Source organism: Flavobacterium limnophilum, from assembly GCF_027111315.2.
GTDB classification, from domain to species: Bacteria; Bacteroidota; Bacteroidia; order Flavobacteriales; family Flavobacteriaceae; genus Flavobacterium; species Flavobacterium limnophilum.
On sequence record NZ_CP114289.2, the window covers coordinates 4091078 to 4116313 of the forward strand.

25 protein-coding genes and 1 tRNA gene are annotated in these 25236 nt (G+C 35.7%); 19 read left to right on the forward strand and 7 right to left on the reverse strand.

Features of this window, described 5'->3' with window-relative positions; translation table 11 throughout:
• Positions 1-196 precede the first annotated feature (196 nt).
• Entirely contained in the window at positions 197-1132 is a 936-nt protein-coding gene (locus tag OZP13_RS16975) for a hypothetical protein (RefSeq protein WP_281297966.1), read from the forward strand.
• Positions 1092-3362, forward strand: a complete 2271-nt coding sequence (locus OZP13_RS16980; protein WP_281297967.1) for a hypothetical protein — start codon at positions 1092-1094, stop codon at positions 3360-3362. Before OZP13_RS16975 ends, OZP13_RS16980 begins: the two co-directional genes overlap by 41 nt.
• 3 nt (positions 3363-3365) lie before the next feature.
• Here the strand turns inward: OZP13_RS16980 and OZP13_RS16985 are convergent, their stop codons facing one another.
• Positions 3366-4049 carry a ComF family protein gene (locus OZP13_RS16985; protein ID WP_269241309.1) on the reverse strand — a complete coding sequence of 228 codons (684 nt, stop codon included), beginning with the start codon at positions 4047-4049 and terminating at the stop codon, positions 3366-3368.
• A 96-nt stretch (positions 4050-4145) separates the two neighbouring features.
• Here OZP13_RS16985 and OZP13_RS16990 point away from each other — a divergent pair, with 96 nt between their 5' ends.
• Positions 4146-5687, forward strand: a complete 1542-nt coding sequence (locus OZP13_RS16990; protein WP_281297968.1) for a glycine--tRNA ligase — start codon at positions 4146-4148, stop codon at positions 5685-5687.
• Between the two features lie 62 nt (positions 5688-5749).
• On the opposite strand, the gene OZP13_RS16995 is transcribed toward OZP13_RS16990, so the two are convergent.
• Positions 5750-6274 (reverse strand): DUF3575 domain-containing protein, encoded by a 525-nt coding sequence (locus tag OZP13_RS16995; RefSeq protein ID WP_281297969.1) that lies wholly within the window; start codon positions 6272-6274, stop codon positions 5750-5752.
• 323 nt (positions 6275-6597) lie between these two features.
• On the opposite strand from OZP13_RS16995, the gene OZP13_RS17000 reads away from it, so the two are divergent.
• The 4 genes from OZP13_RS17000 to OZP13_RS17015 all read left to right on the forward strand — a co-directional run bounded on the left by OZP13_RS17000 (position 6598) and on the right by OZP13_RS17015 (position 10735).
• Complete coding sequence (locus OZP13_RS17000) at positions 6598-7434, forward strand: LytR/AlgR family response regulator transcription factor (RefSeq protein ID WP_281297970.1); 837 nt, start codon at positions 6598-6600, stop codon at positions 7432-7434.
• 221 nt (positions 7435-7655) lie between these two features.
• Positions 7656-7895: a 3-oxoacyl-ACP reductase gene (locus OZP13_RS17005; protein WP_269241313.1), complete on the forward strand. Its 240-nt coding sequence runs from the start codon at positions 7656-7658 to the stop codon at positions 7893-7895.
• A gap of 111 nt (positions 7896-8006) precedes the next feature.
• On the forward strand, positions 8007-10028 hold the full coding sequence (locus OZP13_RS17010) for an ATP-binding protein (protein WP_281297971.1): 2022 nt from the start codon (positions 8007-8009) through the stop codon (positions 10026-10028).
• An 11-nt stretch (positions 10029-10039) separates the two neighbouring features.
• Positions 10040-10735 carry a response regulator gene (locus OZP13_RS17015; protein ID WP_281297972.1) on the forward strand — a complete coding sequence of 232 codons (696 nt, stop codon included), beginning with the start codon at positions 10040-10042 and terminating at the stop codon, positions 10733-10735.
• 62 nt (positions 10736-10797) lie between these two features.
• Here OZP13_RS17015 and thiL read toward each other — a convergent pair whose 3' ends face one another.
• Positions 10798-11847, reverse strand: a complete 1050-nt coding sequence (thiL, locus tag OZP13_RS17020; protein ID WP_281297973.1) for a thiamine-phosphate kinase — start codon at positions 11845-11847, stop codon at positions 10798-10800.
• Positions 11848-12044: 197 nt separating this feature from the next.
• Here thiL and OZP13_RS17025 point away from each other — a divergent pair, with 197 nt between their 5' ends.
• Positions 12045-12977, forward strand: coding sequence for a 1-phosphofructokinase family hexose kinase (locus tag OZP13_RS17025; protein WP_281297974.1), 933 nt, complete (start codon positions 12045-12047; stop codon positions 12975-12977).
• Positions 12978-13053: 76 nt separating this feature from the next.
• On the opposite strand, the gene lepA is transcribed toward OZP13_RS17025, so the two are convergent.
• Positions 13054-14850, reverse strand: coding sequence for a translation elongation factor 4 (gene lepA, locus OZP13_RS17030; protein ID WP_281297975.1), 1797 nt, complete (start codon positions 14848-14850; stop codon positions 13054-13056).
• A 255-nt stretch (positions 14851-15105) separates the two neighbouring features.
• Between lepA and dusB the strand changes: the two genes are divergently transcribed.
• The 3 genes from dusB to OZP13_RS17045 all read left to right on the forward strand — a co-directional run bounded on the left by dusB (position 15106) and on the right by OZP13_RS17045 (position 16688).
• Complete coding sequence (gene dusB / locus OZP13_RS17035) at positions 15106-16098, forward strand: tRNA dihydrouridine synthase DusB (RefSeq protein ID WP_269241319.1); 993 nt, start codon at positions 15106-15108, stop codon at positions 16096-16098.
• Between the two features lie 64 nt (positions 16099-16162).
• Entirely contained in the window at positions 16163-16396 is a 234-nt protein-coding gene (locus tag OZP13_RS17040; protein WP_269241320.1) for a hypothetical protein, read from the forward strand.
• Complete coding sequence (locus OZP13_RS17045; protein WP_269241321.1) at positions 16386-16688, forward strand: type II toxin-antitoxin system RelE/ParE family toxin; 303 nt, start codon at positions 16386-16388, stop codon at positions 16686-16688. The genes OZP13_RS17040 and OZP13_RS17045 overlap by 11 nt, the downstream gene beginning before the upstream one ends.
• Before the next feature lies 1 nt (position 16689).
• On the opposite strand, the gene OZP13_RS17050 is transcribed toward OZP13_RS17045, so the two are convergent.
• Both OZP13_RS17050 and rbfA read right to left on the reverse strand, forming a co-directional pair.
• On the reverse strand, positions 16690-17889 hold the full coding sequence (locus tag OZP13_RS17050) for an ABC transporter permease (protein WP_281297976.1): 1200 nt from the start codon (positions 17887-17889) through the stop codon (positions 16690-16692).
• A gap of 3 nt (positions 17890-17892) precedes the next feature.
• Positions 17893-18285 carry a 30S ribosome-binding factor RbfA gene (gene rbfA / locus OZP13_RS17055; RefSeq protein WP_281297977.1) on the reverse strand — a complete coding sequence of 131 codons (393 nt, stop codon included), beginning with the start codon at positions 18283-18285 and terminating at the stop codon, positions 17893-17895.
• Between the two features lie 172 nt (positions 18286-18457).
• Between rbfA and mce the strand changes: the two genes are divergently transcribed.
• Positions 18458-18859 carry a methylmalonyl-CoA epimerase gene (gene mce, locus OZP13_RS17060; RefSeq protein ID WP_269241323.1) on the forward strand — a complete coding sequence of 134 codons (402 nt, stop codon included), beginning with the start codon at positions 18458-18460 and terminating at the stop codon, positions 18857-18859.
• Positions 18860-19007: 148 nt separating this feature from the next.
• A tRNA-Ile gene (locus OZP13_RS17065) sits at positions 19008-19081 on the forward strand.
• A gap of 461 nt (positions 19082-19542) precedes the next feature.
• Here the strand turns inward: OZP13_RS17065 and OZP13_RS17070 are convergent.
• On the reverse strand, positions 19543-20130 hold the full coding sequence (locus tag OZP13_RS17070) for a riboflavin synthase (RefSeq protein ID WP_281297978.1): 588 nt from the start codon (positions 20128-20130) through the stop codon (positions 19543-19545).
• A gap of 57 nt (positions 20131-20187) precedes the next feature.
• Between OZP13_RS17070 and pdxA the strand changes: the two genes are divergently transcribed.
• The 6 genes from pdxA to accC all read left to right on the forward strand — a co-directional run bounded on the left by pdxA (position 20188) and on the right by accC (position 25206).
• On the forward strand, positions 20188-21231 hold the full coding sequence (gene pdxA, locus OZP13_RS17075; RefSeq protein WP_281297979.1) for a 4-hydroxythreonine-4-phosphate dehydrogenase PdxA: 1044 nt from the start codon (positions 20188-20190) through the stop codon (positions 21229-21231).
• Positions 21232-21321: 90 nt separating this feature from the next.
• Positions 21322-21873, forward strand: coding sequence for a YceD family protein (locus OZP13_RS17080; RefSeq protein WP_269241325.1), 552 nt, complete (start codon positions 21322-21324; stop codon positions 21871-21873).
• A 9-nt stretch (positions 21874-21882) separates the two neighbouring features.
• Entirely contained in the window at positions 21883-22077 is a 195-nt protein-coding gene (gene rpmF, locus OZP13_RS17085; protein ID WP_007137315.1) for a 50S ribosomal protein L32, read from the forward strand.
• Positions 22078-22249: 172 nt separating this feature from the next.
• Positions 22250-23248, forward strand: coding sequence for a beta-ketoacyl-ACP synthase III (locus OZP13_RS17090; RefSeq protein WP_269241326.1), 999 nt, complete (start codon positions 22250-22252; stop codon positions 23246-23248).
• A gap of 25 nt (positions 23249-23273) precedes the next feature.
• Positions 23274-23750: an acetyl-CoA carboxylase biotin carboxyl carrier protein gene (gene accB / locus OZP13_RS17095; protein WP_281297980.1), complete on the forward strand. Its 477-nt coding sequence runs from the start codon at positions 23274-23276 to the stop codon at positions 23748-23750.
• A 109-nt stretch (positions 23751-23859) separates the two neighbouring features.
• The gene (gene accC / locus OZP13_RS17100) at positions 23860-25206 is read left to right on the forward strand and encodes an acetyl-CoA carboxylase biotin carboxylase subunit (RefSeq protein ID WP_281297981.1); all 1347 of its coding nucleotides are present in this window, start codon (positions 23860-23862) and stop codon (positions 25204-25206) included.
• The last annotated feature ends 30 nt before the right edge of the window (positions 25207-25236 follow it).

Below are 25236 nucleotides of genomic sequence, written 5' to 3' on the forward strand. Positions count from 1 at the left end.
AACAATTATATTCGCTGTAAATGAAATGTTTTAAATTTTTATTGGGAGTTAATCCCTTTCGGATAAAAAAGATTGGAATTTGAGAAAAATCCTTACTTTTGAAAGTAAATAGTGATCTCTCATTTTCTTGAAAAATAGTTTCTTTTTTTGCGTTTTGCTTTTGTTGTTGACGGCTTGTCATCAGCAGGAGCGACCAATGATTTCTTTTTATTATTGGAAAACCATTTTCAAATTGTCGCCATTGGAGAAAAGTACGCTGAAAGATAACCAAGTAAAAAAACTCTATATTCGGTATTTTGACATTGATTGGAATGCAAAATCGAACAATCCGTTTCCACAGAGTCCCATCCGTTTTGAGGAAAATCCCAAAGATTTTACAATCGTTCCTGTGGTTTACATCAAGAACAAAGTGTTACTAAATCAAAATATTGACGTTTTGGATTTGGCTCAAAAAACCAATGATTTTATTCAACAAATCAATACCAAAAGTCAGGTTTCTTGTCAAGAAATACAAATCGATTGCGACTGGACATTAGCAAGTCGGGATAATTATTTGAAATTTATCGACTATTTTAAGAAAATTTCGGGCAAAAAATTATCAGCTACCATTCGATTGCATCAGATCAAATACTTCAAAAAGACCAAAATTCCCAATGTGGACAAAGGTGTTCTAATGTATTACAATATGGGGAAAATTGCGCCTGATTCGCTGAATTCCATTTATGACAGAAATATAGCTAATCGTTATTTGGAGAGTTTAAAAAAATATCCTTTGTCTATAAATATTGCTTTGCCTATCTATTCGTGGGCAGTTCATATCCGTGATGGAAAAGTTATTGGCTTAAAAAACAAAATCGATGTTGCGAGTTTTAAAAAGGACACTAATTTTATTCTCACAAATCAAAAAGAATTAAAAGTAAAAGCATCCAATTACAAAAACGGAACATTTTACAGGAAAGGTGATTTGTTAAAATTAGAAGCTATTAGTAAAAATGATTTGCTAGAAATGGCAAACGATTTAGAAGAGAATACAGCAACAATGCCTGCCGAAATTATTTTTTACGATTTAGATGAATTCAATATAAAAAAATATGAAAAAGACCTTTTTGAACAAGTTATTGCTCGGTTTTAGTGCCATTTTGCTTTTTGTTTATGGAATCATTTATGCTTGCGCTGGAGGAGACGATTGGGGTTGGTCATTCGATTCTAATTTCACGCCAGAAGCTTTTGTGGACAAATCCTATACGCCATTATTTTTGTCGCAATATTTCTTTTATACAGGTTTTGATACCGAGCATAATTCGAGATTCAATGACGAAATTGTTCAAGACTGGGCGGATTTCTTGAAAGGGAAAATGGATGTCAAAACGGTACGTTTCTTTCTTATCGACTCAAGTGCAACCGATATCAAGAAAATACAAGACTTCTATATAACCCAGAAAAACAATTCCGTTTCCAATAAATGGTCTAAAAAAATAGACTTAAATGATAGACGAATTAGTGGTTTTTTTACTTTTTTATCGCTTTCAAAACAAGTAGAAACTGCCTCAATTAGCGATGGCAACAATTGGTCGTATGAACCGGTTGTACAAAAAACGTTCAACAACATCAAAACGATAAAGACAATCGAAAATAGATACAATACGGTGTCGGATTTGTTTTTGAAAAATCGTTATTGGTTTCAAACGATTAAAGCTTATTTTTATAATGGTGATCAACAAACTGCCATTGCTTTTTTTCAAAAAACCGAAAATACAGTGCCAAAAAACACTCTTTACTATCGCGCTTTGGCTTATATAGCAGGAATGAATTATAAAAAGAAAAATTACGCCTTATCAAATTATCAATACAGTCAGGTTTTTGATAAATGCCCAGCAATGCGAGTGGTTTCGGCATATTGTTTTCATCCAAAAGAGGAAAAAGACTGGAAAGAATCTTTGAATTTAGCCAAAACCAATGAAGGAAAAGCCGCACTTTGGGCAATTCAAGGCTATTATGGAGACGAAGAAAAAGCCATTGCCGAAATCTATAATTTGCAACCTAAAAGTGAACATTTGGATTATTTATTGACCCGATTAATTAACAACCAAGAGACTAAAATTGACAATTCTTTCAAAGAAAAATCGGTTGTCGAAAACAAGAAAAGAACCAAAGACAGCATTCACAAATCGACGATTGATTTGGTGGTTAAAATCGCACAATCGGACAAAACCGCAAAACCCTATTTGTGGAATGTTGCTGCAGGGTATTTGGAAACTTTGAACGGCAATTATGCACAAGCCGACAAGAATTTTGACAAAGCCGAAAGCAAAATGCCTCAAACACCGTTGGCAATCAGTCAAGTTCGTCTGCTTCGATTCGTGAATAATTTGAGTAAAATAGAGAAGATAGGTTCCAATAATGAAAAAACAATTCTAAAAGATTTGACTTGGTTGTACAACGAAACACCTAAAAATAATATTGAAAATTTTCGATATTATAATGCGACAGCTTGGAGCAAAAAATACCTGTCGGCATTGTATAAATCGCAAAAAAATGAAGTAATGGCGGAGTTGTTTGACAGAGACAATAACTTTTATGACAATGAAGAGAATTTGAAAGCCATGAAGGTTTTTTTGTCCAAAAACAATAAAACCGAAATAGAAAAAATTGGCGTTGGTGTTTATGATGTGACACTTGACGACATCAATAATTATCAGGCGGTAGTTGCCACATTTGCCAATAAAATTCCAGAAGCAATCGAGTTTATGCAAAAAACAAATAAACTACAAGAAACAAAATTTTACGGAAATCCATTCAACGGTAGCATCAAAGATTGTCACGATTGCGACCACGTTGCTTATCAAAAGAAGAAATATTCGCAAATCGATTTCTTGAATACCATAAAAACGATGCAGGAGAATGTTGCCAAAGGCGAAGATGTTCATGCCAATTTATTGTTGCTTGGAAATGCGTTTTACAATATCACCCATTATGGAAATGCGAGAATATTTCACGAAACAAACATCACTGGATATGGGTATAGTTCGTATGATTTTAGGGATAAAATTAGAGATATGATTGCCGATTGTTCGCTGGCAAAAATGTATTATCAAAAAGCGTTAGCTGTCGCAAAAACCAACGAACAAAAAGCAAAATGCTATTATATGATTGCCAAATGCGAGCGAAATGAGTATTATAATAATCAGTATGATCCAAACAAAGACAGTTGGGAGAACCAATATGCCCTAAGAAGTTCCAAAATCAATTTTATCGCTTGGGATGGATTTAAAATATTGAAAAGAGACTATTCAAACACAAAATATTACCAAGAAGTAATCAATGAATGTGGCTATTTTAGAACCTTTGTGTCTCAAAATTAACCATCAAGAATGTGCCATTGCCATACAAACAATACTGATTTTTGCGCCGGGAATTTTCAATAAGGCGTGTGAACAAGCTTCTAGAGTAGAACCGGTCGTGAGCACGTCATCAATCAGCAAGAAATGTTTGCCGTGGTCTTTTTCAGTAAAAGTAACGTCGAAAATGGTGTCGATGCCTTCGCTTCGGTTTAAGAAACTTTTTCGGGATTGGGTTTTCGAGTAAATGTTTCGAACCAATATATTGGGATTATAAGGGATATTCAAACCGTTGGAAAGCGTTGTTCCAAAATTAGTCACCTGATTGTAACCTCTTTCTCGTAGTTTTCTTTTGTGCAAAGGCACCGGAATAATTTCATCAGCGGATTGCAGTATTTCTAGGTTTTTCAAATCATCGGCGTACCATTCGCCCAAAACAGTGCCAATTTCTTCTTGACCTTTGTATTTCAAGTTGTGGATTAATTCCTGGACGATTCCCTTTTTGTGAAAATACAACAATGCCGAAGTATGTTCGACAGGAATTCGACCGTAAAATTTCTTGAAAGCCTCGTTTTCGGGATTCAAATGATGATTGGTTAGCGGAATATTGTGTCGGCAAAGCGTGCAAATCACGTTTTCATTAGATACCAAAAACGAATGACAACCCGCACAAACGGGAGGAAAAAATAGATTGATAATGCTTTTCAACATAAAAACTACATTTTTTCATAAAAATAGCAAAATCAACGCTTCAAACTTCAAAAATGTTTCTTTTTTTAAGTTCACTTTTTATATTTTTGCACCACTATGGCAAAACAAGAAGATTTATTTAAGAATGTAATTTCGCACGCAAAAGAATACGGATTTATTTTTCCGTCAAGCGAAATATACGATGGTTTAAGTGCAGTCTATGATTATGCACAAAACGGAGTAGAATTAAAAAAGAACATACGCGAATATTGGTGGAAAGCAATGGTTCAAATGAACGACAACATTGTTGGATTGGACGCGGCAATATTGATGCACCCAACAACTTGGAAAGCATCTGGTCACGTTGACGCCTTCAATGATCCATTGATAGACAACAAAGATTCCAAAAGAAGATACAGAGCCGATGTCTTGATTGAAGATTATGCCGAAAAGCTGAATCTAAAAGCGAAAAAAGAAATCGAAAAGGCAAAAACTCGTTTTGGCGACGCTTTCAACGAACAAGAATTCATCACGACCAACGCAAGAGTGGTGGAATATCTTGCCAAAGAAAGAGAAATTCTGGAAAGAATGGGACGTTCTTTGGGAGCTGGAGACTTGGAAGATGTCAAAGCATTAATCGAAGAATTGGAAATTGCTTGTCCGGAATCAGGTTCCAGAAATTGGACTGAGGTGCGTCAATTCAACTTGATGTTCGGTACCAAACTAGGAGCTTCTGCAGATACGGCAATGGATTTATACTTGCGTCCAGAAACCGCACAAGGTATTTTTGTTAACTTCTTGAATGTTCAAAAATCAGGAAGAATGAAAGTTCCTTTTGGAATTGCTCAAACTGGAAAAGCGTTCAGGAATGAAATCGTTGCCAGACAATTCATCTTCCGTATGCGTGAATTTGAACAAATGGAAATGCAATTTTTTGTTCAACCAGGCAAAGAAATGCAATGGTACGAACACTGGAAAACGGCTCGTTTGAACTGGCATTTATCTCTTGGATTAGGAAAAGAGAATTACCGTTTTCACGATCACGAAAAATTGGCACACTATGCAAATGCTGCTGCCGATATAGAGTTTAATTTCCCTTTTGGATTCAAGGAGTTGGAAGGAATTCACTCTCGAACTGATTTCGATTTAAAAGCACATGAACAATATTCCGGTAGAAAATTACAGTATTTTGATGCTGAATTGAACCAAAACTATGTTCCTTATGTAGTGGAAACTTCTGTTGGTTTGGACAGAATGTTCTTGGCGGTTTTCGCCACTTCTTTGAAAGAAGAAACTTTGGAAGATGGTTCAACCAGAACAGTTTTGAAATTACCAGCGGTTTTAGCACCAACAAAAGCAGCTGTTTTGCCATTGGTTAAAAAAGATGGATTGCCAGAAATCGCACACAAAATCATTGATGATTTGCGTTGGGATTTCAATGTGGCTTATGATGAAAAAGATGCTGTAGGTCGTCGTTATAGAAGACAAGATGCATTGGGAACTCCTTTCTGTATTACTGTAGATCATCAAACTGTCGAAGACCAAACGGTAACCATTCGTCACAGAGACACAATGAAACAAGATCGTGTTGCTATTGCTGATTTGAAATCAATTATCGAAAATGAAGTTTCGATGAAAAATTGGTTGATGAAAATGTAATCACACATTCATTCATATAAAAAAAGGCTTCTCAATCGAGAAGCCTTTTTAGTGTGTTTTAATTAAAATCGGTAGCCTAATGTTATTCCACCACGTCCGACTATTTCAAAATCGGAATCGCTGCTATTGAACAAGTTTCGGCCTACGCCTCCGTTTATTTCAAAGACAAACCCTTTTTGGGTTACCCATTTTGCTCCTAATCCAAAACCAAGAGCGAAATCAGTTCTAGTAACATCATTAAAACTTGAATAGTTGTTTGCTTCATTATAAATGGAGTCATCATAAGAATTTAACATTCCAAAACCCTCTACAAAAAATCCTGCGGCTGGTTTTTTGCCAAAATAAAAGCGGTAATAAGGAGTGAGGCTAAAATTCACGTCGATTTCATTCTCATAAGGTACAAATAGTGAAACTCCAACTCCGGATTCTTCATTAAGTAATCGCTCATAAGTGACTTCTAAGGCACCAGCTACTAAAAATAGTGCATTTCCTTTAATTTCATTTTTTTTAAAATCGACTTTTTTTTCCTCCTGACTGTAGCCAAAAGTAAATATGGATGAACATAGTACTATTAAAATTTTTTTCATTTGTATATTTTTTTCAAATATATAGAATTTTTCTGATTGTTATAATGGTTTTGAAGTTAATTTAAAAGGGTGTTAAATTGTTTTCTTGTCGGTACTTTATCGGATTTATTTGCAGTTTGTTTTAATGTATTAACAATTAGTTCTATAAATATTAACAATACATAGGGGAAAAGGTGTAAATGTTTATTTTTATCCTGTTAAACAAGTTTGTTGTAAAATTGAAGTTTAGTTTGATTAGTTTTCCCAAACTACCTGCTTAATATTTTAAAGTATTTCACTTAAAATGTCTAATGTTGTGCCTAACAAATTAGGACAAAACATTGATGAATTATCCGTATATCATTATTGACGACAATCAAGAAAGTGTTTTGAAAACTAAAGCAATAGCCGACGGTTTTTCGGAGCTGCTCTTCGTGGCTTCGGCCAATAATTATGCGGATGGTTTAAATCTTGTCTTAGAACATACTCCAAAAATAATTTTTCTCGAAATTGATCCAGCCGACAAAGCGAGTAATTTGTCATTGGCACTTATCAATGAATTGTATCGTTATTTGAAGGTTGTTCCTAAAATCATAATTACGACAATCAAGAAAGATTTGGCTTTTGATGCCATACAATACGAGGTGGCCGATTATATGATCAAGCCGGTGCAACGTATTGATTTGGTAAAATCTCTTTTAAAATTAAAAAAATCGACTGGGGAAGACGAGGTTTTTTTTACCCGGACAGCAGACCTTGACAACTCTTCAAAACTTCAAGAAGCGCAAACGCCAGATTCTTTGGTGTCAGTAGGGGTTCAAAATAGTGAATCACCTCTTATATTATGCGTCAAGTCCTATGGTGATTACAGGTATATTGACACCAGAGATATTTCTTACTTACAAGCCGACAATAATTCTACGGACATTTACCTAAATAATGGTGAAATGATTACGGCTTTCAAAACATTGAAGCATTTTGAAGGTGTTTTGCCTCATCCTTTTGTCCGAATCCACAACAGTTATATTGTAAACCGCAATTGTATTTCCAGAATCCACACAGGAAATGCGGTATGTTACATTAAAAACACCACTGTAAAAGTCCCGTTTTCCAAATCTTATAAGCCAAATGTGGATGTAATTATTTCTGATTTTGCCAATGGTAATTATCTGGAAATTTAAAAAACAACCATCTACCCTAATTTGATGGTCATTTACTATCAAACGACCACATTCTACCACAAACGCCTGTTTTTGCTGCTCAAATCGAGATAGGTGACGTAGTTTTACATCGTGATTCAGTGATAGATACGAGTCATTTAACAAAGTAAAACGTATAACAATATAAAACCCCAAGTATTATGAAAAAATCAATTTTTGCAATCGGATTTTTGTCTTTAGTGATGATATTAACATCATTTACTACAACTGAAACTAAAAAAGTAGCTGTAAATAATAATGTGACTTTACAGGCTGCTGGTCAAGGAGCTGTTGGAGGTAGTGTGAGATTAGATGCAGCAGGACAAGGTGCTGTAGGTGGAAGTGTGAGATTGGATGCAGCAGGTCAAGGAGCTGTAGGTGGAAGTGTGAGATTGGATGCAGCAGGTCAAGGAGCTGTAGGTGGAAGTGTGAGGTTGGATTAATTTAAATGAAAAAGTAATATTATAATATATCATAGGCTATCAATTTTTGATAGCCTTTTTTTATGTCAATAGTTTTATTTTAGTATTTTTGATGAAATTGAAAAGCAACTATTGAAAAGCAACTATTCCATATTAATTTCCCTATTGTTGATAATTTTCTCGTGTACTAAGAAAAACACAGCAAATCAAACAACCACTTCTTCAGAAGACAGTCTTTCTGCTTATCTGTCTAAAGCTAATGATTTTAGTTCCACTACAAAAAAGAGGCAGGAATATATCCAAAAGGCATTTGATATTGTCATTAATCAGGAAGGTGACTCCTTACAAAGAGCCAACTTGTTTAGGATAGCCAATCGCTATTATAATTTGAACGATTGGAATAGATATCTTGAAATAACTAAGATTATTTTAGAAAAAGCTATAAGCAGTAAGGATACAGTAAGTACTGCCAAAGCTTATTCGTATTTAGGGGATTATTATGGTTCTCAAGGCGTTTCAGACACTGCTTTTTCTAACTATTTCAAAGCCGAAAAAATATATCTGCAAAAAAACGATAATTTAAATCTTGCCAAAACAAGATTGAATAAGGCAATGTTACAATACAATGAGAGTGATTTTTTTGGCAGTGAAATATCGGCACTCAGGGCTTTACGTGTTTTAAAAGGTCAAAAGGTAGATGATACGGTTTATGAGTTGTATAATCTTTTAGGGACAGTTTATAATGAATTAGGAGAATATGATAAAGCCATTGAGTTTCATAGTAAGGCATTAAGTTTAAGTGATAATAATGTGCCTATAGAAATTCAATCGAAAGCTACTTCAATGAATAATTTGGGTTTGGTGTATTTGAATTTGAATCAGTACAAAAAAGCAATACCTTACTTTCAAAAAGGCTTGGAACAAAAAAAAGAGTTGCTTTTATATAAGCCATTTGTTTATGCAGTATTGTTAGATAATTTGGGTTATTCCCGATTCAAACTTAAAGAATCAAAAGGACTTCCTGAGCTGTTTTATGAATCCTTGAAATTAAGGGATAGTTTGCAATTAACGACTGGAGTTATTATCACAAAAATTCATTTGTCTGAATATTTTGCCTCCCAAAATGACACAGTAAAAGCATTGCAATATTCCAATGGAGCATTGGCTACGGCTAAAAAATCAAAAAATGCAAGAAATATTTTACTGCCGTTAAAGCAATTGGCAATTATTGAACCAGCAAAAGCTGGAGTGTATAACAAAGAATACATTCATATCAACGATAGTCTGCAAAAATCTGATCGGAAAATCGCTGATAAGTTCTCCCGCATAGAATATGAAACAGATGAAATCAAACAGGAAAACACGGATTTGACGACCCAAAACAGGAATTTGGTTTACATCTTTGGTTCGATTTTAATTTTGGGGATGTTTTTGTATATCATCAAAGCACAAAAAGCCAAAAACAGGGAGTTGTTGTACAAACAGGAGCAACAAAAAGCGAATGAAGAAATCTATAATTTAATGATTTCTCAACAAAACGATGTTGAAACCATAAGGGTAAAAGAGAAAAAACGCGTTGCCCAAGAATTGCACGATGGCGTACTGGGAAGGATGTTTGGAGTAAGGATGAATTTGGACAGTTTGAATAAAATTCACGATGAAACAGCTTCTCTTCAAAGAATCAGTTACTTGACGGAATTAAAAAATATTGAACAGGATATTCGCGAAATTTCACATGACTTGAATAGGGAAAAATCAGAATTAATTAATAACTTCGTTGCTATCGTAGACAATTTGTTTGAAGATCAAAAAAAGACGTTTAAAGCAAAATTGGTTTCAACTATTGACTCGAATATCAAATGGGAAAAGGTGAGTAATGCCGTAAAGATTAATTTATACCGCATTATTCAAGAATCGTTTCAAAATATTAATAAATATGCCAATGCCGATATTGTCAGAATAGAATTCAAAAAAGAAACAGACAATTTATTTTTACAAATTAGCGATGATGGAATAGGGTTCAATGTTAACAGGGCAAAAAAAGGGATTGGTTTGCAAAATATGCTTTCCAGAATTAATGAATGCAAAGGAACATTTGAAATAAAATCCAAAAAAGGAGAAGGAACAATTATTACAGTTACAGTCCCAATATAAAATAACAAGAAATGATGAATGATTCAATTGGAGAGGCAATAATTAAAAAAAACATATTAATTGTTGATGACCATCCATTTATAATTGAAGGGTATAAAAATGGCATTACCAGATACAATCCAAATGAATTTGAGTATTCTATTTCTCAAGCCATTGATTGTAAATCTGCTTACGAAATCATTACCAATCCAGAAACGGCGGCGTTTGATATTGCCTTTTTAGATATTAGCATGCCTACTTATGAAGAAAAGGGGCTTCATTCTGGAGAAGATTTGGCTAGATTGTTGATGGAATTTATGCCCAATTGCAAAATTATTTTGCTGACCATGTACACGGAAGAGTTGAAAATAAAGAATATTATCGAAACAATAAATCCAAGTGGATTGGTCATAAAAAATGATTTGACCTTTGATGAACTGCTTTTTGGATTCGACAAAGTGATAAAAAATGAAATTTATTACAGTCAATCCATTCAAAAAATGATGGATTTATCCCAACAAGATGCCATTGAAATTGATGTTTTCGACAAGCAAATTTTATTTCATATTTCAAAAGGAACAAGAACATTAGATATTCCCCAATATGTTCCAATATCTCTAGAAGCCATTGAAAAAAGAAAATTAAACCTGAAAAAATTATTGAATATACATGATGAAAGTGATATTGAATTAGTGAGGGAAGCCAGAAATAAAGGCCTGCTATTTTAATTCTCTAATCGTTACATATAACAAAAACGGCATTTCATTGAAATGCCGTTTTTGTTATTTTTTTATTCTTCGCTCAAAGCATTCCAGCCCCGAGCTTTCAAGGGAATTCGGCTATTGGCGCGGGTTACCAAATGAATTCCTTCGCTTTCTTGGGTCATGTGGCCAATAATCGTGAAGTTTGGATTTCCTTTTATTTTTTCAAAATCTTCCATTTTGATGGTGAAGAGCAATTCATAATCTTCGCCGCCATTGATGGCTACAGTTGTGGCATCCAAGTCGAATTCTTCACAGGTATTCATAAACTGGGGATCAAGCGGCAATTTGTCTTCATATAAATTGCAACCCACTTTCGATTGTTTGCAAATGTGCATAATTTCAGAAGACAATCCGTCCGAAATATCAATCATCGCTGTTGGTTTTATTTCCAAAGCGTGTAACAAAGTGCGAACGTCTTTGCGGGCTTCAGGTTTTAATTGGCGTTCTATTAAATACGTATAAGCATCCAAATCAGGTTGCGAATTTGGGTTTACCTGAAAAACTTGTTTCTCTCTTTCGAGAACTTGCAATCCCATATAAGCTGCACCAAGATCTCCGGTTACCACCAATAAATCGGTTTGGCCAGCACCGTTTCTATATACAATTTCATCTTCTTCAACTTCGCCAATAACAGTAATGCTGATAATCATTCCTTTTTGGGAGGAAGTCGTGTCTCCACCAATAACGTCCACCTTGTATTCATTGGCGGCAAGTGTAATTCCATCGAATAATTCTTCCAAGGCTTCCAATGGAAAACGATTCGAGACCGCTATCGAAACCAAAATCTGGGTCGCTTTGGCATTCATCGCACAAATGTCCGAAACATTCACTACGACTGCTTTGTAACCTAAATGTCTCAAAGGCATATAAGCCAAATCAAAATGAACACCTTCAATCAATAAATCAGTTGAAATAACGGTTTTTTTGTCCTTGAAATCCAAAATCGCGGCATCATCTCCAATTCCTTTCAAGGTGGAAGCTTGGTTGATTTCAAAGTTTTTTGTCAGGTGGTCTATCAATCCAAATTCGCCTAATTGAGCAATACTGGTTCGTTGTGGAGTTTTATCTTCGATCATTGTGATTTATATTTTAAAGTGGCAAAGGTACGAAGAACAGAAGGCTTTTTCTGAATTAAAATTGCCACTAAGTCACAAAGCCACAAAGAAGAATCAAAACTTTGCGTCTTTGCGCCTCCGTGGCAAAAATTAATTTCCTGTTAATGGCTTTGGGTAGTTCCTTATCCTTAAATTTATGCCATTAAAAAAAACAGAAAATGAAAACATTCGATATTGTCACGCTTACTGTTAATCCAGCTTTAGATAAAAGTGCCCATTTTAGAGGATTGGTTCCCGAACAAAAAATTCGTTGCGAGGAACCTCGTTACGATGCTGGCGGCGGAGGAATTAATGTTTCTAAAGCCATCGCTCGATTAGAAGGAGAATCATTCTGTGTATTTACTTCCGGTGGTCCAATTGGGTTGATGTTGGAAGAATTATTACAAAAAGAATCCATTGCTTTAAAAGCTATAAAAACGTCTAATTGGACAAGGGAAAGTTTCGTGGCTGTTGACGATAACACCAATTCTCAATACCGTTTTGGTTTTTCTGGTTCGCCGATTTCTGAACAGGAGCAAAAAGAAATTATTCAAACTATTCAAGAATTAAAGCCCGAATTTTTGGTTTTAAGTGGTAGTTTAAACGAAGGTTTGCCAACCGATTATTATCAAAACATAGCCAAGTTAGCCAAGGAATCGGGTTCGAAAGTAATTGTCGATACTTCTGGCGAAGCTTTGCAAAAAGTATTGGAAACAGGCGTGTATTTAATAAAACCAAATGTCGGGGAATTGGCTAAATTAATTGGAGTCGAAACATTAGAAATGGACGAAGTAGCGCACGCTGCCCAAACCTTAATCGAAAAAGGAAGTGCCGAAATTGTTGTGGTTTCATTGGGTCCTCAAGGAGCAGTTTTGGTGACGGCAACCCAAACCGAATTTGTTCCTGCACCTAATGTGGTCAAGAAAAGTACCGTTGGAGCCGGAGACAGTATGGTTGGAGCAATGACTTGGGCATTATCCCAAAACAAAAGTCTAAAAGAAGTCGTTCAATGGGGCGTTGCCTGTGGATCGGCAGCAACAATGAATGAAGGAACTCAATTGTTTAAATTGGAAGATGCCAAACGATTATTTGAGTGGTTGCAGAAGAAATAAAAACAAAAAACCTGACAATTTTCATCATCAGGTTTCTATCTTAATACTTTGTACTTAAATCTTAATACTCAAAAAACTAGTCGTTCAATTTCAAAACAGCCATAAACGCTTCTTGCGGAATTTCAACATTTCCAACTAGTCTCATGCGTTTTTTACCTTTTTTCTGTTTCTCCAATAATTTACGTTTACGCGAAATATCTCCACCATAACATTTGGCGGTAACGTCTTTACGTAAGGCTTTTATGGTTTCACGGGCAATAATTTTAGCACCAATTGCTGCCTGAATTGGAATATCAAATTGTTGTCTCGGAATCAGTTCGCGCAATTTCTCACACATTTTTTTACCAATATTGTATGCATTGCTTTCGTGAATCAAGGCAGAAAGCGCATCCACTGATTGAGCATTCAATAAAACGTCCAGTTTTACTAATTTGGAAGTACGCATTCCAATTGGTGAATAATCAAACGAAGCATATCCTTTAGAAACGGTTTTCAATCTATCGTAAAAATCGAATACAATTTCGGCCAATGGCATGTCGAAATTCAATTCCACTCTTTCCGTAGTCAAATAGGTTTGATTGGTGATGACACCACGTTTTTCGATACACAAACTCATTACGTTACCCACAAAATCGGCTTTGGTAATGATGGTCGCTTTGATGTAAGGCTCTTCAACACGATCCAACCTGGAAGGTTCCGGTAAATCGGAAGGATTGTTAACTACGAAAGGAGTTTCTGGATCTTTCTTGGTGTAAGCCAAATAGGAAACGTTGGGAACAGTGGTAATCACTGTCATGTCGAACTCACGTTCCAATCGTTCCTGGATAATTTCCATGTGCAGCATTCCCAAGAATCCGCAACGGAAACCAAAACCTAAAGCTGCAGAACTTTCCGGTAAAAACACCAACGAAGCATCGTTCAACTGTAGTTTTTCCATCGAAGCTCTCAACTCTTCGTAATCTTCAGTGTCTACGGGGTAAATCCCAGCAAAAACCATTGGTTTCACATCTTCGAAACCGGTAATCATATTTGTTGTTGGCGTTTTGGCATCTGTCAGCGTGTCGCCCACTTTTACCTCTTTTGCCTCTTTAATTCCTGAAATCAAATAACCAACATCACCTGTTGAAATGACACTTTTTGGAACTTGGTTTAATTTCAATGTTCCTACTTCATCGGCAAAATATTCATTGCCCGTAGCCATAAATTTAATCTTCTGACCTTTTTTGATTTCCCCATTTTTCACACGGAAAATAACTTCAATTCCACGAAATGGGTTGTAATGTGAGTCAAAAATCAAAGCCTGTAATGGTTCGTCTTTATTTCCTTTTGGAGCAGGAATTTTCTCGATAATGGCAGCCAAAATGTTTTCGACACCAAAACCTGTTTTCCCCGAAGCGTGAATAATATCTTCCAGCTTGCAACCCAATAAATCTATAATATCATCGCTCACTTCCTCAGGATTCGCACTTGGTAAATCAACTTTGTTCAAAACCGGAATAATTTCCAAGTCATTTTCCAATGCCAAATACAAATTCGAAATCGTTTGTGCCTGAATACTTTGCGCTGCGTCTACAATCAAAAGTGCGCCTTCGCAAGCCGCAATCGAACGAGAAACCTCATACGAAAAATCCACGTGGCCTGGAGTATCAATCAAATTCAGGATATAATCCTCGCCTTTGTATTTGTATTCCATCTGGATGGCGTGACTTTTTATGGTAATCCCACGTTCGCGTTCCAAGTCCATATTGTCAAGCAATTGGGCCTTTTCCTCACGAGCTGTAACCGTTTGTGTAGCGCCAAGAAGTCTGTCGGCAAGCGTACTTTTACCGTGATCAATGTGTGCAATAATGCAAAAATTTCTTATGTGTTTCATTCTCTGTTTGTGTCAAATTATGTCCAACTGAGCGCAGTCGAAGTTAGGGCGTGACCACAAGGGTCGGGCTATCCGCTATATCTTTTGTTCCGCTATCGCTTCACAAAAGGATGTCGCTGCTATCCCTCACGCAATTAATCTGCAAATATAGTTTAAATTCAGCAGTTTCAAAGTCCATCCCTCACAAACTAATTGGTTTAAGGTTGTGTTAACATCTTTTCATCTAAAAATTCTATCTTTGCAAAAAAATTACCCTTGATAAAGATTGGCAACATAGAACTTCCTGATTTTCCGTTACTTCTCGCACCTATGGAAGATGTGAGCGATCCGCCCTTTCGTAGATTGTGTAAAGAACACGGAGCCGACTTGATGTATTCCGAATTTATTTCCTCCGAAGGATTAATTCGCGATGCCATCAAAAGCCGAATGAAATTGGATATTTTCGATTACGAAAGACCAGTTGGAATCCAAATTTTTGGAGGAGACGAAGAAGCAATGGCTTTGTCATCTAAAATTGTTTCAACGGTAAATCCAGATTTGATAGATATTAATTTTGGTTGTCCCGTAAAGAAAGTTGTTTGCAAAGGCGCAGGCGCAGGAGTTTTGAAAGACGTCGATTTGATGATTCGTTTAACGCAAGCGGTTATCGACAGTACCCATTTGCCTGTTACGGTAAAAACCCGTTTGGGTTGGGATGATACTTCCATCAATATTGATGAGGTAGCCGAGCGTTTGCAGGATATTGGAGTTGCCGCTTTGAGCATTCACGCTAGAACTCGTGCCCAAATGTACAAAGGTCATTCGGATTGGTCACACATTGCCCGAGTGAAAAATAATCCCAGAATCACTATGCCTATTTTTGGAAATGGTGATATCGATTCACCTGAAAAAGCATTGCAATATAAAAATGAATACGGTATCGACGGCATTATGATTGGTCGTGTCGCCATTGGTTATCCTTGGATTTTTAACGAAATCAAACATTTCTTCAAAACTGGAGAACATTTAGCAAAACCAACTGTTGCCGATAGAGTGGAAGCGGTTCGAAACCACCTGACCTGGGCAATGGAATGGAAAGGCGAAAGACTCGGAATTGTGGAGACACGTCCGCATTATACCAATTATTTCAAGGGAATTCATTCGTTTAAAACCTTTAGACAAAAGTTGGTAACCCTCGACAAACCAGAAGAATTATTTGCTCATTTGAATGAAATTGAAGCAGCTTATACTGGTTATGAAGTGGTTTAAAAATTTAATAATCCAAATTATTGTTTTCTAATTTTCATTATATTTGTTGTAAATAGTATTCATTATGAGTGTTCAAACAGAAAAATCTCTTTTAATTGATTTACTTCAAAATATCAATGACGCTTCTATTATTCAGAAAGTGAAGAATTTTGTTTTGCACGAAATTGAACCTGTGTCTTTATCCGAAAATCAAAAAAAAGAACTAGATAAAAGGCTATTGGAACATCAAGAAAATCCTAAATCGGGTGTAGATGCATTTGAATTTTTAGATTCTTTGAAGTCTAAATATGAGTTATAACAAACTCATTTTAAAAACAAATGCAGCGATTGAAATAGAAAATATAATTGCACATTACAGTTCAATTAATCTTGTTTTAGCTAGAAGAATAGAAAAAGAGATACGATTTGGTTTCAAAACTATTGCCAAAAATCCTGAAATTTTCCAGTACCGTTATTCTAAAATTAGAATATTTTGGTTGAATAAATTCCCTTATGGGTTGTATTATATTTGGGAAAACAACGAAGTGTTTATTGTAGCATTTTGGCATTCAAAAGAAGATATTCCCAGCAAGCTTCCGCAGATTTTGTAAACTAATCCAACAACTTCTTACTTACACGACTACTTGCAATCAGCGAAGCAATGAAGCCAAGCGTGACAATGGTTGCCAGAACAATCAATACGTTTTCTAAAGAAAAAACTACGGGATAAGCCAGTGTTGGGGTAATCATCACTAGTTCATAATGTTGCTGCAACAAGACGATTGCAATGCCTAAAGTTAAACCAATAATTCCGCCGAAGACACTTAATAATGTGCCTTGTAGCAGGAATATTTTGCGCAAATCCTTGATTTCTGTTCCTAGATTTAATAGCGTTTTCAGGTTTGCTTTTTTGTCCAGAATCATCATTATCAAAGCGCCAATCAGGTTGAAAAGAGCGATGACAATCACTAAAGTAAATATGAGATAAACGGCAAGATTCTCTGTGTTCAACATTTTATACAAGGACTCGTTGAGTTGCGCCCTGTTTTTTACCGTGATTTTATTGTTGAAAATGGTTTGGAGTTTGCTGATGATGGCATTTTCATCCGCATCTTTTTTTGTTTTGAGTTCAATTCCCGAAATTTGGTTGGTTTTGTATTCCAGTAATTCTTGGGCTAAACCTAAATCGGCAAATACATATTTAGAATCCAAGTCTTCGCTGATGGCATAAATACCGACAGGAATAAGAGTCATTTTATTAAAAGCCTCTTCTGGATTTTCGATGTTGCCTTTTCCTGGCTTTGGAGCCAAAACTTCCAAATAGTGATTGTAATCTAATAAACCCATTGAAAATTGTTGGGCAATTCCATAACCAACAACTACTTGGTAGGTGTCTTTTTTTAGCCAATCGCCGTTGTAAATGGTTTTTTTAAGAGCATTAACTTTGTTAAAGTTTTCGTCTACGCCTTTCAAATAAGTAACTTCTTGCTTTCCATCAAAGGTAAATAAAACTCGTTCTTCCAATATTTTACTATAGGAAACAACACCTTCAATTTGAATGATTTGGCTTTCTTGTGAAGGTGAAATAAAAAACGATTTCCCTAAAGTACTGCTGATTTTTAAATCAGGATCAATATTGTTGGAGAAGGAAAGACTAAAAACTTTCAATCCGCTAAAGACGGATAAAACCACGAACAAAGCCATCGCGCCAACAATGATTCCCATACTGGCGATGCGATTGATGATATTGATAGCGTTGTTTTTGCTGCTGCTAAAAATATATCGTTTGGCTATGTAAAGAGGGAAATTCAAATTTTATTGAAATCTACGTTTGTCTAAAAGATCACGGTTTTCAATTGGATTTTCTTTATTTGACAAAGCGTTGTCAATTTTTTCGATATAATCTAATGAGTCATCTATAAAGAACACCAAATTGGGAACTTTTCGTAATTGCAAGCGCACTCTTTGCGATAAATCATGTTTGATTAATTTAGAATTAGCTTTTATTCCCACTAAAGTTTCCTGTGCTTTCTCTTGAGGGAATATGCTTAAATGCACCGTTGCCACAGATAAATCTGTAGTTACGCTAACCTTGGATACTGAAATTATCAAATTGCTAACTCCATTTTTTCTCACTTCACCTTGCAGGATGTCTACCAAATCTTTTTGGATGACACCACCTATTTTTTTCTGTCTATTTGTTTCCATTGTGCAAAAATACAATTTTTTTAAACCCACAAAGGTTCAAATCCACAAAGTTTAGTTCCTGTAAACAAATATATCTTATTTAAAGCTATGTTGATAGCGATTTTGAAACCTTATTTTATTTACTTTTACATATTGTTTTGGGTATTTGGCTTCGCATTAAAATAGGTGGATTATGAAAAAAATTGAACATATAGGAATTGCGGTCATTGATTTGGAAGAGGCTTCAATTGTGTATGAAAAACTATTCGGCTCAGCAGCTTATAAACGCGAGGAAGTTGTCAATGAGGGTGTGAAAACTGCTTTTTTCAAGAATGGACCAAACAAAATAGAACTCCTTGAAGCTACAAATGCTGAAAGTCCTATTGCAAAATTCATTGCAAAAAAAGGAGAAGGGATTCATCATATTGCTTTTGAAGTTGATGACATTGTGTCTGAAATTGCCCGGTTGAAAAAAGAAGGGTTTATAGTTTTGAATGAAACACCCAAAAAAGGGGCTGATAATAAGTTGGTCGTTTTTTTACACCCAAAAAGCACCAACGGTGTTTTGATAGAATTGTGCCAAGAAATTTATTGATTCCTTTTCATAAATAGATATTGTCGAAGGAAACTAATAATCAGAGGATTCGGTTTTAAGTAAATGCATTAATGCGGTTAAATGAAAATCTATTTCAAAAATAGTTGCAAAAAATATAAAATAGTAGTAGTTTTGCAACCGCAATAACGGTCCTATAGCTCATTCGGTTAGAGCAACTGACTCATAATCAGTAGGTGCTTGGTTCGATTCCAAGTGGGACCACTTAAAAAACCCTTCAGATTTATTGATTTGTAGGGTTTTTTTGTGACTTGCGTTAGCCAATGCGTTTTATCGATAAAAAATGCGTTTTAGTCGATAAAAAAATTGTTTCCCAGTAAAATATAAATAACTTTGTTACGTTATTGAGAGTTTTTTTGACTTTTAATTAAACAAAAACTCGCTATTTTGTTATTTCTTTCAATAAAAATGAAAACTATTGTGTATAGGTTTTTTATTTTAAGTGTCACCCTTTTCGGAGTGATGTGTGCTTTTGCGTCACCATCTCCTCCAATGCCGGGAGCAAAAAAACTGCCGCCGCCACCGGGATTGCCTATTGACGAAAATATTTACATTTTGTTGATAATGGCAATACTGTTTGGAGTATATATAATTTTTAGATTTCAATCAAAAACAAAGGCTCCGAGGTAGAAATCGGAGCCTTTGTTTTTAATTAGAATTGTTTTCTATTTATTGGCATACAATTTGGAAACATATTTGCCAATCACGTCAAATTCAAGATTTACTTTTGTTCCTTCTTTGAAGTTTTTAAAATTAGTGTGCTCAAAAGTATACGGAATGATGGCAACGCTAAATGTGTTTTTACCCGAATCAACCACGGTCAAACTCACGCCGTTTACGGTAATCGATCCTTTTTCGATGGTTATGTTTTGGAGCGATTCGTCATATTCGAAAGTATAATACCAACTTCCATTGGTTTCTTTTGCAACAATGCAATTTCCTATTTGATCGACGTGTCCTTGAACGATGTGACCGTCTAGCCTGTCTCCAAGTTTCATTGCTCTTTCAAGATTTACGAGGTCTCCAGTTTGCCAATGCGAAATATTTGTCTTTTTGATGGTTTCTCCAATGGCGGTTACCGTATAAAGATTTTTGTGAATGGCTACCACGGTCATGCAAATCCCGTTATGGGCAACACTTTGGTCTATTTGAAGTTCATCGGTAATGGAGGAAGCTATTGTGATATGGACGTTGTCTTTGTCTTTTTTGATTTCTTGGACTGTGCCAAGGGTTTCTATGATTCCTGTAAACATTTCTTATTTTATTTTACTAAATTTGCACTTCAAAATTAGCAATAAATAAGTGATGTCATGGTAAAAAAAGCAGAAAATATAATCGTCGGAATTTCAATAGGAGATTTAAACGGTATTGGAAGCGAAGTTATTCTAAAAACATTTGAAGATTCTCGAATGTTGGAATTATGTACACCGGTTATTTTTGCCAATGTAAAAATTCTTTCGTTTGTAAAAAAGAGCTTCGAATCCACGTCGATGCTTCAAGGAATTGATAGATTGGATCAAATAGTTTTGGGCAAAATCAACGTTTTGAATGTTTGGCAAGAAGGTGTGGAAATCAATTTTGGCGTAAACGACGAAAAAGTTGGAAAATATGCCGTAAAATCATTTATTGCGGCAACAAAAGCTTTGAAAGAAGGGCTTATAGATGTATTGGTAACTGCTCCAATAAACAAGTACAACATTCAATCGGAATCTTTTAAATTTCCAGGGCATACTGATTATTTGGATCAAGAGTTGGAAGGAAATGCCTTGATGTTGATGGTTCAAGATAATTTGAGGGTAGGGTTGTTGACGGATCATATTCCTTTAAACGAGGTTGCGTCACATCTTACGGAAGAATTGATCGTTAAAAAAATAGAAACAATAAAACAAACATTGATACAGGATTTTAGCGTCAACAAACCGAAAATTGCAGTTTTGGGGTTGAATCCGCATTGTGGAGATGGTGGAGTTATTGGCAAAGAAGAAGATGTGATTTTAAAGCCAACGTTGAAGAAAATATTCGAAAAAGGTACATTGGTATTTGGGCCTTTTGCTGCCGATGGTTTTTTTGGAAGCAATCAGTACGAAAAATATGATGCTATTATTGCAACTTATCATGATCAAGGATTGATCCCTTTCAAAACGTTGTCGTTTGGCAAAGGAGTGAATTATACGGCAGGTTTAAATAGAATAAGAACTTCGCCAGATCACGGTACTGCTTATGACATAGCAGGGAAGGGTATTGCCGATTATAATTCGTTCAAAGAGGCTGTTTATCTTGCCATTGATGTCTATCATTCGAGAAATCAATATGCAGAAATCAGCCAGAAACCCCTAAAAACAAAAGAAAAATAGATATAAACAAAAAAAGGCAAATAAGATTATTAGGTTTACAATAATTTTATATCTTTGCACTCCCGAAGTTTAGGGCAAATTGTTGTTGAAATGAACAAGATAAAAGAATTTTTAATTCCTTTTATAGGATTAAAGCTAGGAAAACATCATTTTGAATACCAAATAAGTAATGCGTTCTTTGAAATCTTTGATTATCACGAGTTTAATAATTCGAATATCAAAGTAAATGTAGTTTTAGAGAAAAAAAGCACGATGTTGGAGTTGGCTTTCAAGCACAAAGGAACGGTTAATGTTCCTTGCGATATGACAAATGAAGAATTTGATTTGCCGATAAAAGGCAATATGAAATTGATTGTTCGTTTTGGTGAAGCATTCAATAATGACAACGAAGAGTTGCTTATTTTGCCACATGGAGAATATCAAGTAGATATTGCGCAATATATATATGAAATGATTGTGCTTTCGGTTCCTCTAAGACGAATTCATCCAGGAGTCAAAGACGGAAGTTTAAATACGGAAGCCTTGACAAAACTGAAAGAATTAACAGTAAAAGAACTGAAAAAGGAGAGTAAAGAAGAACAAAAAGAAGAAAATATTGACCCTCGTTGGGACAAATTAAAGCAACTATTAACGGATAAATAATATAGTAAAATGGCGCATCCTAAGAGAAAAATCTCGAAAACAAGAAGAGATAAAAGAAGAACACATTATAAAGCTACCGTAGCGCAAATCGCTACTTGCCCAATCACTGGTGAAGCACACTTATACCACAGAGCTTACTGGCATGAAGGTAAAATGTATTACAGAGGGCAAGTTGTTATAGATAAATCTGTAGCGGTTGCTTAATATGTTTTTGTAAATGATATTTAAACTCTCACAATGTGAGAGTTTTTTTGTTGTTTATAATTTTCGTTAAATAAGAGCAATTAAAACGATAGGGATTAGATTTTTTTTGTAATTTTCGAGTCCTTTAGAAATTTTTCAAATGGCAGCATTTGGTAAGAAATAACAGAGTATAATGAATAATATCACAGCCGCAATCACAGCTGTTGGAGCTTATGTTCCAGACTACGTGCTTACAAACAAGATTCTCGAAACATTGGTTGACACAAATGATGAGTGGATTACCTCGCGCACGGGAATAAAAGAGAGAAGAATTCTAAAAGACGATACTAAAGGAACTTCATTTTTGGCTATAAAAGCAGCTCAAGATTTAATAGCCAAAGCTAATATCGATCCCCTAGAGATTGATATGGTTATATTGGCAACTGCAACTCCGGATATGCTTGTAGCTTCAACGGGAGTACATGTGGCTACAGAAATTGGTGCTACAAATGCTTTTGCCTATGATTTACAGGCGGCTTGTTCAAGTTTTTTATTCGGAATGTCCACTGCTGCTGCATATATTCAATCCGGAAGATATAAAAAAGTATTGTTAATTGGTGCTGATAAAATGTCATCCATTGTAGATTATACGGATCGTACAACTTGTATTATTTTTGGTGATGGAGCTGGTGCAGTATTGTTTGAGCCCAATTATGAAGGATTAGGTTTACAGGATGAATACTTAAGAGGTGATAGCATTGGACGTGATTTTCTTAAAATTGATGCTGGTGGTTCATTGAATCCTGCAACAATTAAAACTGTTGAAGAAGGAAGGCATAATATCAAGCAAGATGGAAAAACTGTTTTTAAATATGCAGTGACCAATATGGCCGATGCGAGTGAAAAGATTTTGGAAAGAAATAATTTGACCAATGCAGACGTAGATTGGTTGGTTCCTCATCAAGCAAACAAGCGTATCATTGATGCCACGGCAAGCCGAATGAATTTGGAAGATTCAAAAGTGTTGATGAACATAGAAAAATACGGAAATACAACATCGGCAACTTTGCCATTAGTGCTTAACGATTTTGAAAGCCTATTCAAAAAAGGAGATACCATTATTTTGGCAGCTTTTGGAGGCGGATTTACTTGGGGATCTGTTTACCTAAAATGGGCATACGATAAAAAATAAATTTAAACTAAAAACACAAATAATCATGGATTTAAAAGAAATTCAAAATCTAATCAAATTTGTAGCAAACTCAGGAGTTGCTGAAGTTAAATTAGAGATGGACGATGTTAAAATCACCATTAGAACAACCTTGGAAGGAAACGTGTCTGAAGCTACTTATATTCAACAAATTCCAGCTCAACCAGCTCTTCAACCAGTATTGGCCCAACAAATTGCTCCAGTGGCTCCAACTCCGGCTGCGCCAGCGGTAGAGAATTCTAATTACATCACTATTAAATCTCCAATTATTGGAACTTTCTATAGAAAACCATCTCCAGACAAACCCATGTTTGTTGAAGTAGGTAGCACAATTGCCAAAGGAGACGTGCTTTGTGTAATCGAGGCAATGAAATTATTTAACGAAATCGAATCTGAAGTATCCGGTAAAATCGTTAAAATATTGGTGGACGACATGTCGCCAGTAGAATATGACCAACCATTATTTTTAGTAGATCCGTCATAAATTTAAGATTTTAGATTACAGATTTTAGATTGCAGATTTGAACCTTAGATTCCAATCAATTGCATTCTTGACTTCTAACTTCTAACTTCTAACTTCTAACTTTTAAAAGATGTTTAAAAAAATACTAATAGCCAATAGAGGAGAAATTGCCCTTCGCATCATTAGAACATGCAAAGAAATGGGTATCAAGACGGTAGCTGTTTATTCTACTGCCGATGCCGAAAGTTTGCACGTGAAGTTTGCGGATGAAGCAGTTTGCATTGGGCCGCCTCCAAGCAACTTGTCCTATTTGAAAATGTCAAATATCATTGCCGCTGCCGAAATCACCAATGCAGATGCAATACATCCAGGATATGGATTTCTTTCCGAAAATTCAAAATTTTCAAAAATATGTCAAGAACATAGAATCAAATTCATCGGGGCATCTCCAGAAATGATTGATAGAATGGGAGACAAAGCTTCAGCAAAAGCTACAATGAAAGCCGCTGGAGTTCCATGTGTTCCGGGTTCTGACGGATTGTTGGAATCTTTTGAACAAACCCAAAAACTGGCCAAAGAAATGGGCTATCCAGTAATGCTGAAAGCAACTGCCGGTGGTGGTGGAAAAGGAATGCGTGCCGTTTGGAAAGAAGAAGAATTGCTAAAAGCATGGGAAGGTGCACGTCAAGAATCGGCGGCAGCTTTCGGAAATGACGGGATGTATTTGGAGAAACTTATTGAAGAACCAAGACATATTGAAATTCAAATCGTGGGAGATTCTTACGGTAAAGCATGTCACCTTTCTGAAAGAGATTGTTCCGTGCAACGTCGTCATCAAAAATTGACCGAGGAAACTCCTTCGCCATTCATGACGGACGAATTGCGTAAAAAAATGGGATTGGCGGCCGTGAAAGCTGCCGAATATATCAAGTATGAAGGTGCAGGAACGGTAGAATTTTTGGTAGACAAACACCGTAATTTCTACTTTATGGAAATGAATACCCGTATTCAAGTAGAACACCCAATTACCGAGCAAGTTATTGATTACGATTTAATTCGCGAGCAAATTATGGTTGCTGCCGGAATTCCAATTTCGGGCAAGAATTATTTGCCACAATTGCACGCCATCGAATGCCGTATCAATGCCGAAGATCCTTACAATGATTTTAGACCTTCACCGGGAAAAATCACGACGCTTCATATGCCGGGTGGTCACGGAGTTCGATTGGATACTCACGTTTACTCAGGTTACACGATTCCGCCAAATTACGATTCGATGATTGCCAAATTGATTACGACAGCACAAACACGTGAAGAAGCCATCAGCAAAATGAGAAGAGCTTTGGATGAATTCGTGATTGAAGGAATCAAGACAACCATTCCTTTCCACAGACAGTTGATGGATGATCCGCGTTACATCGCCGGAGATTACACCACGGCTTTTATGGATACTTTTAAAATGAATGATCCAGAATAAAAACTAGATTTTATTTATATAAAAAATCCC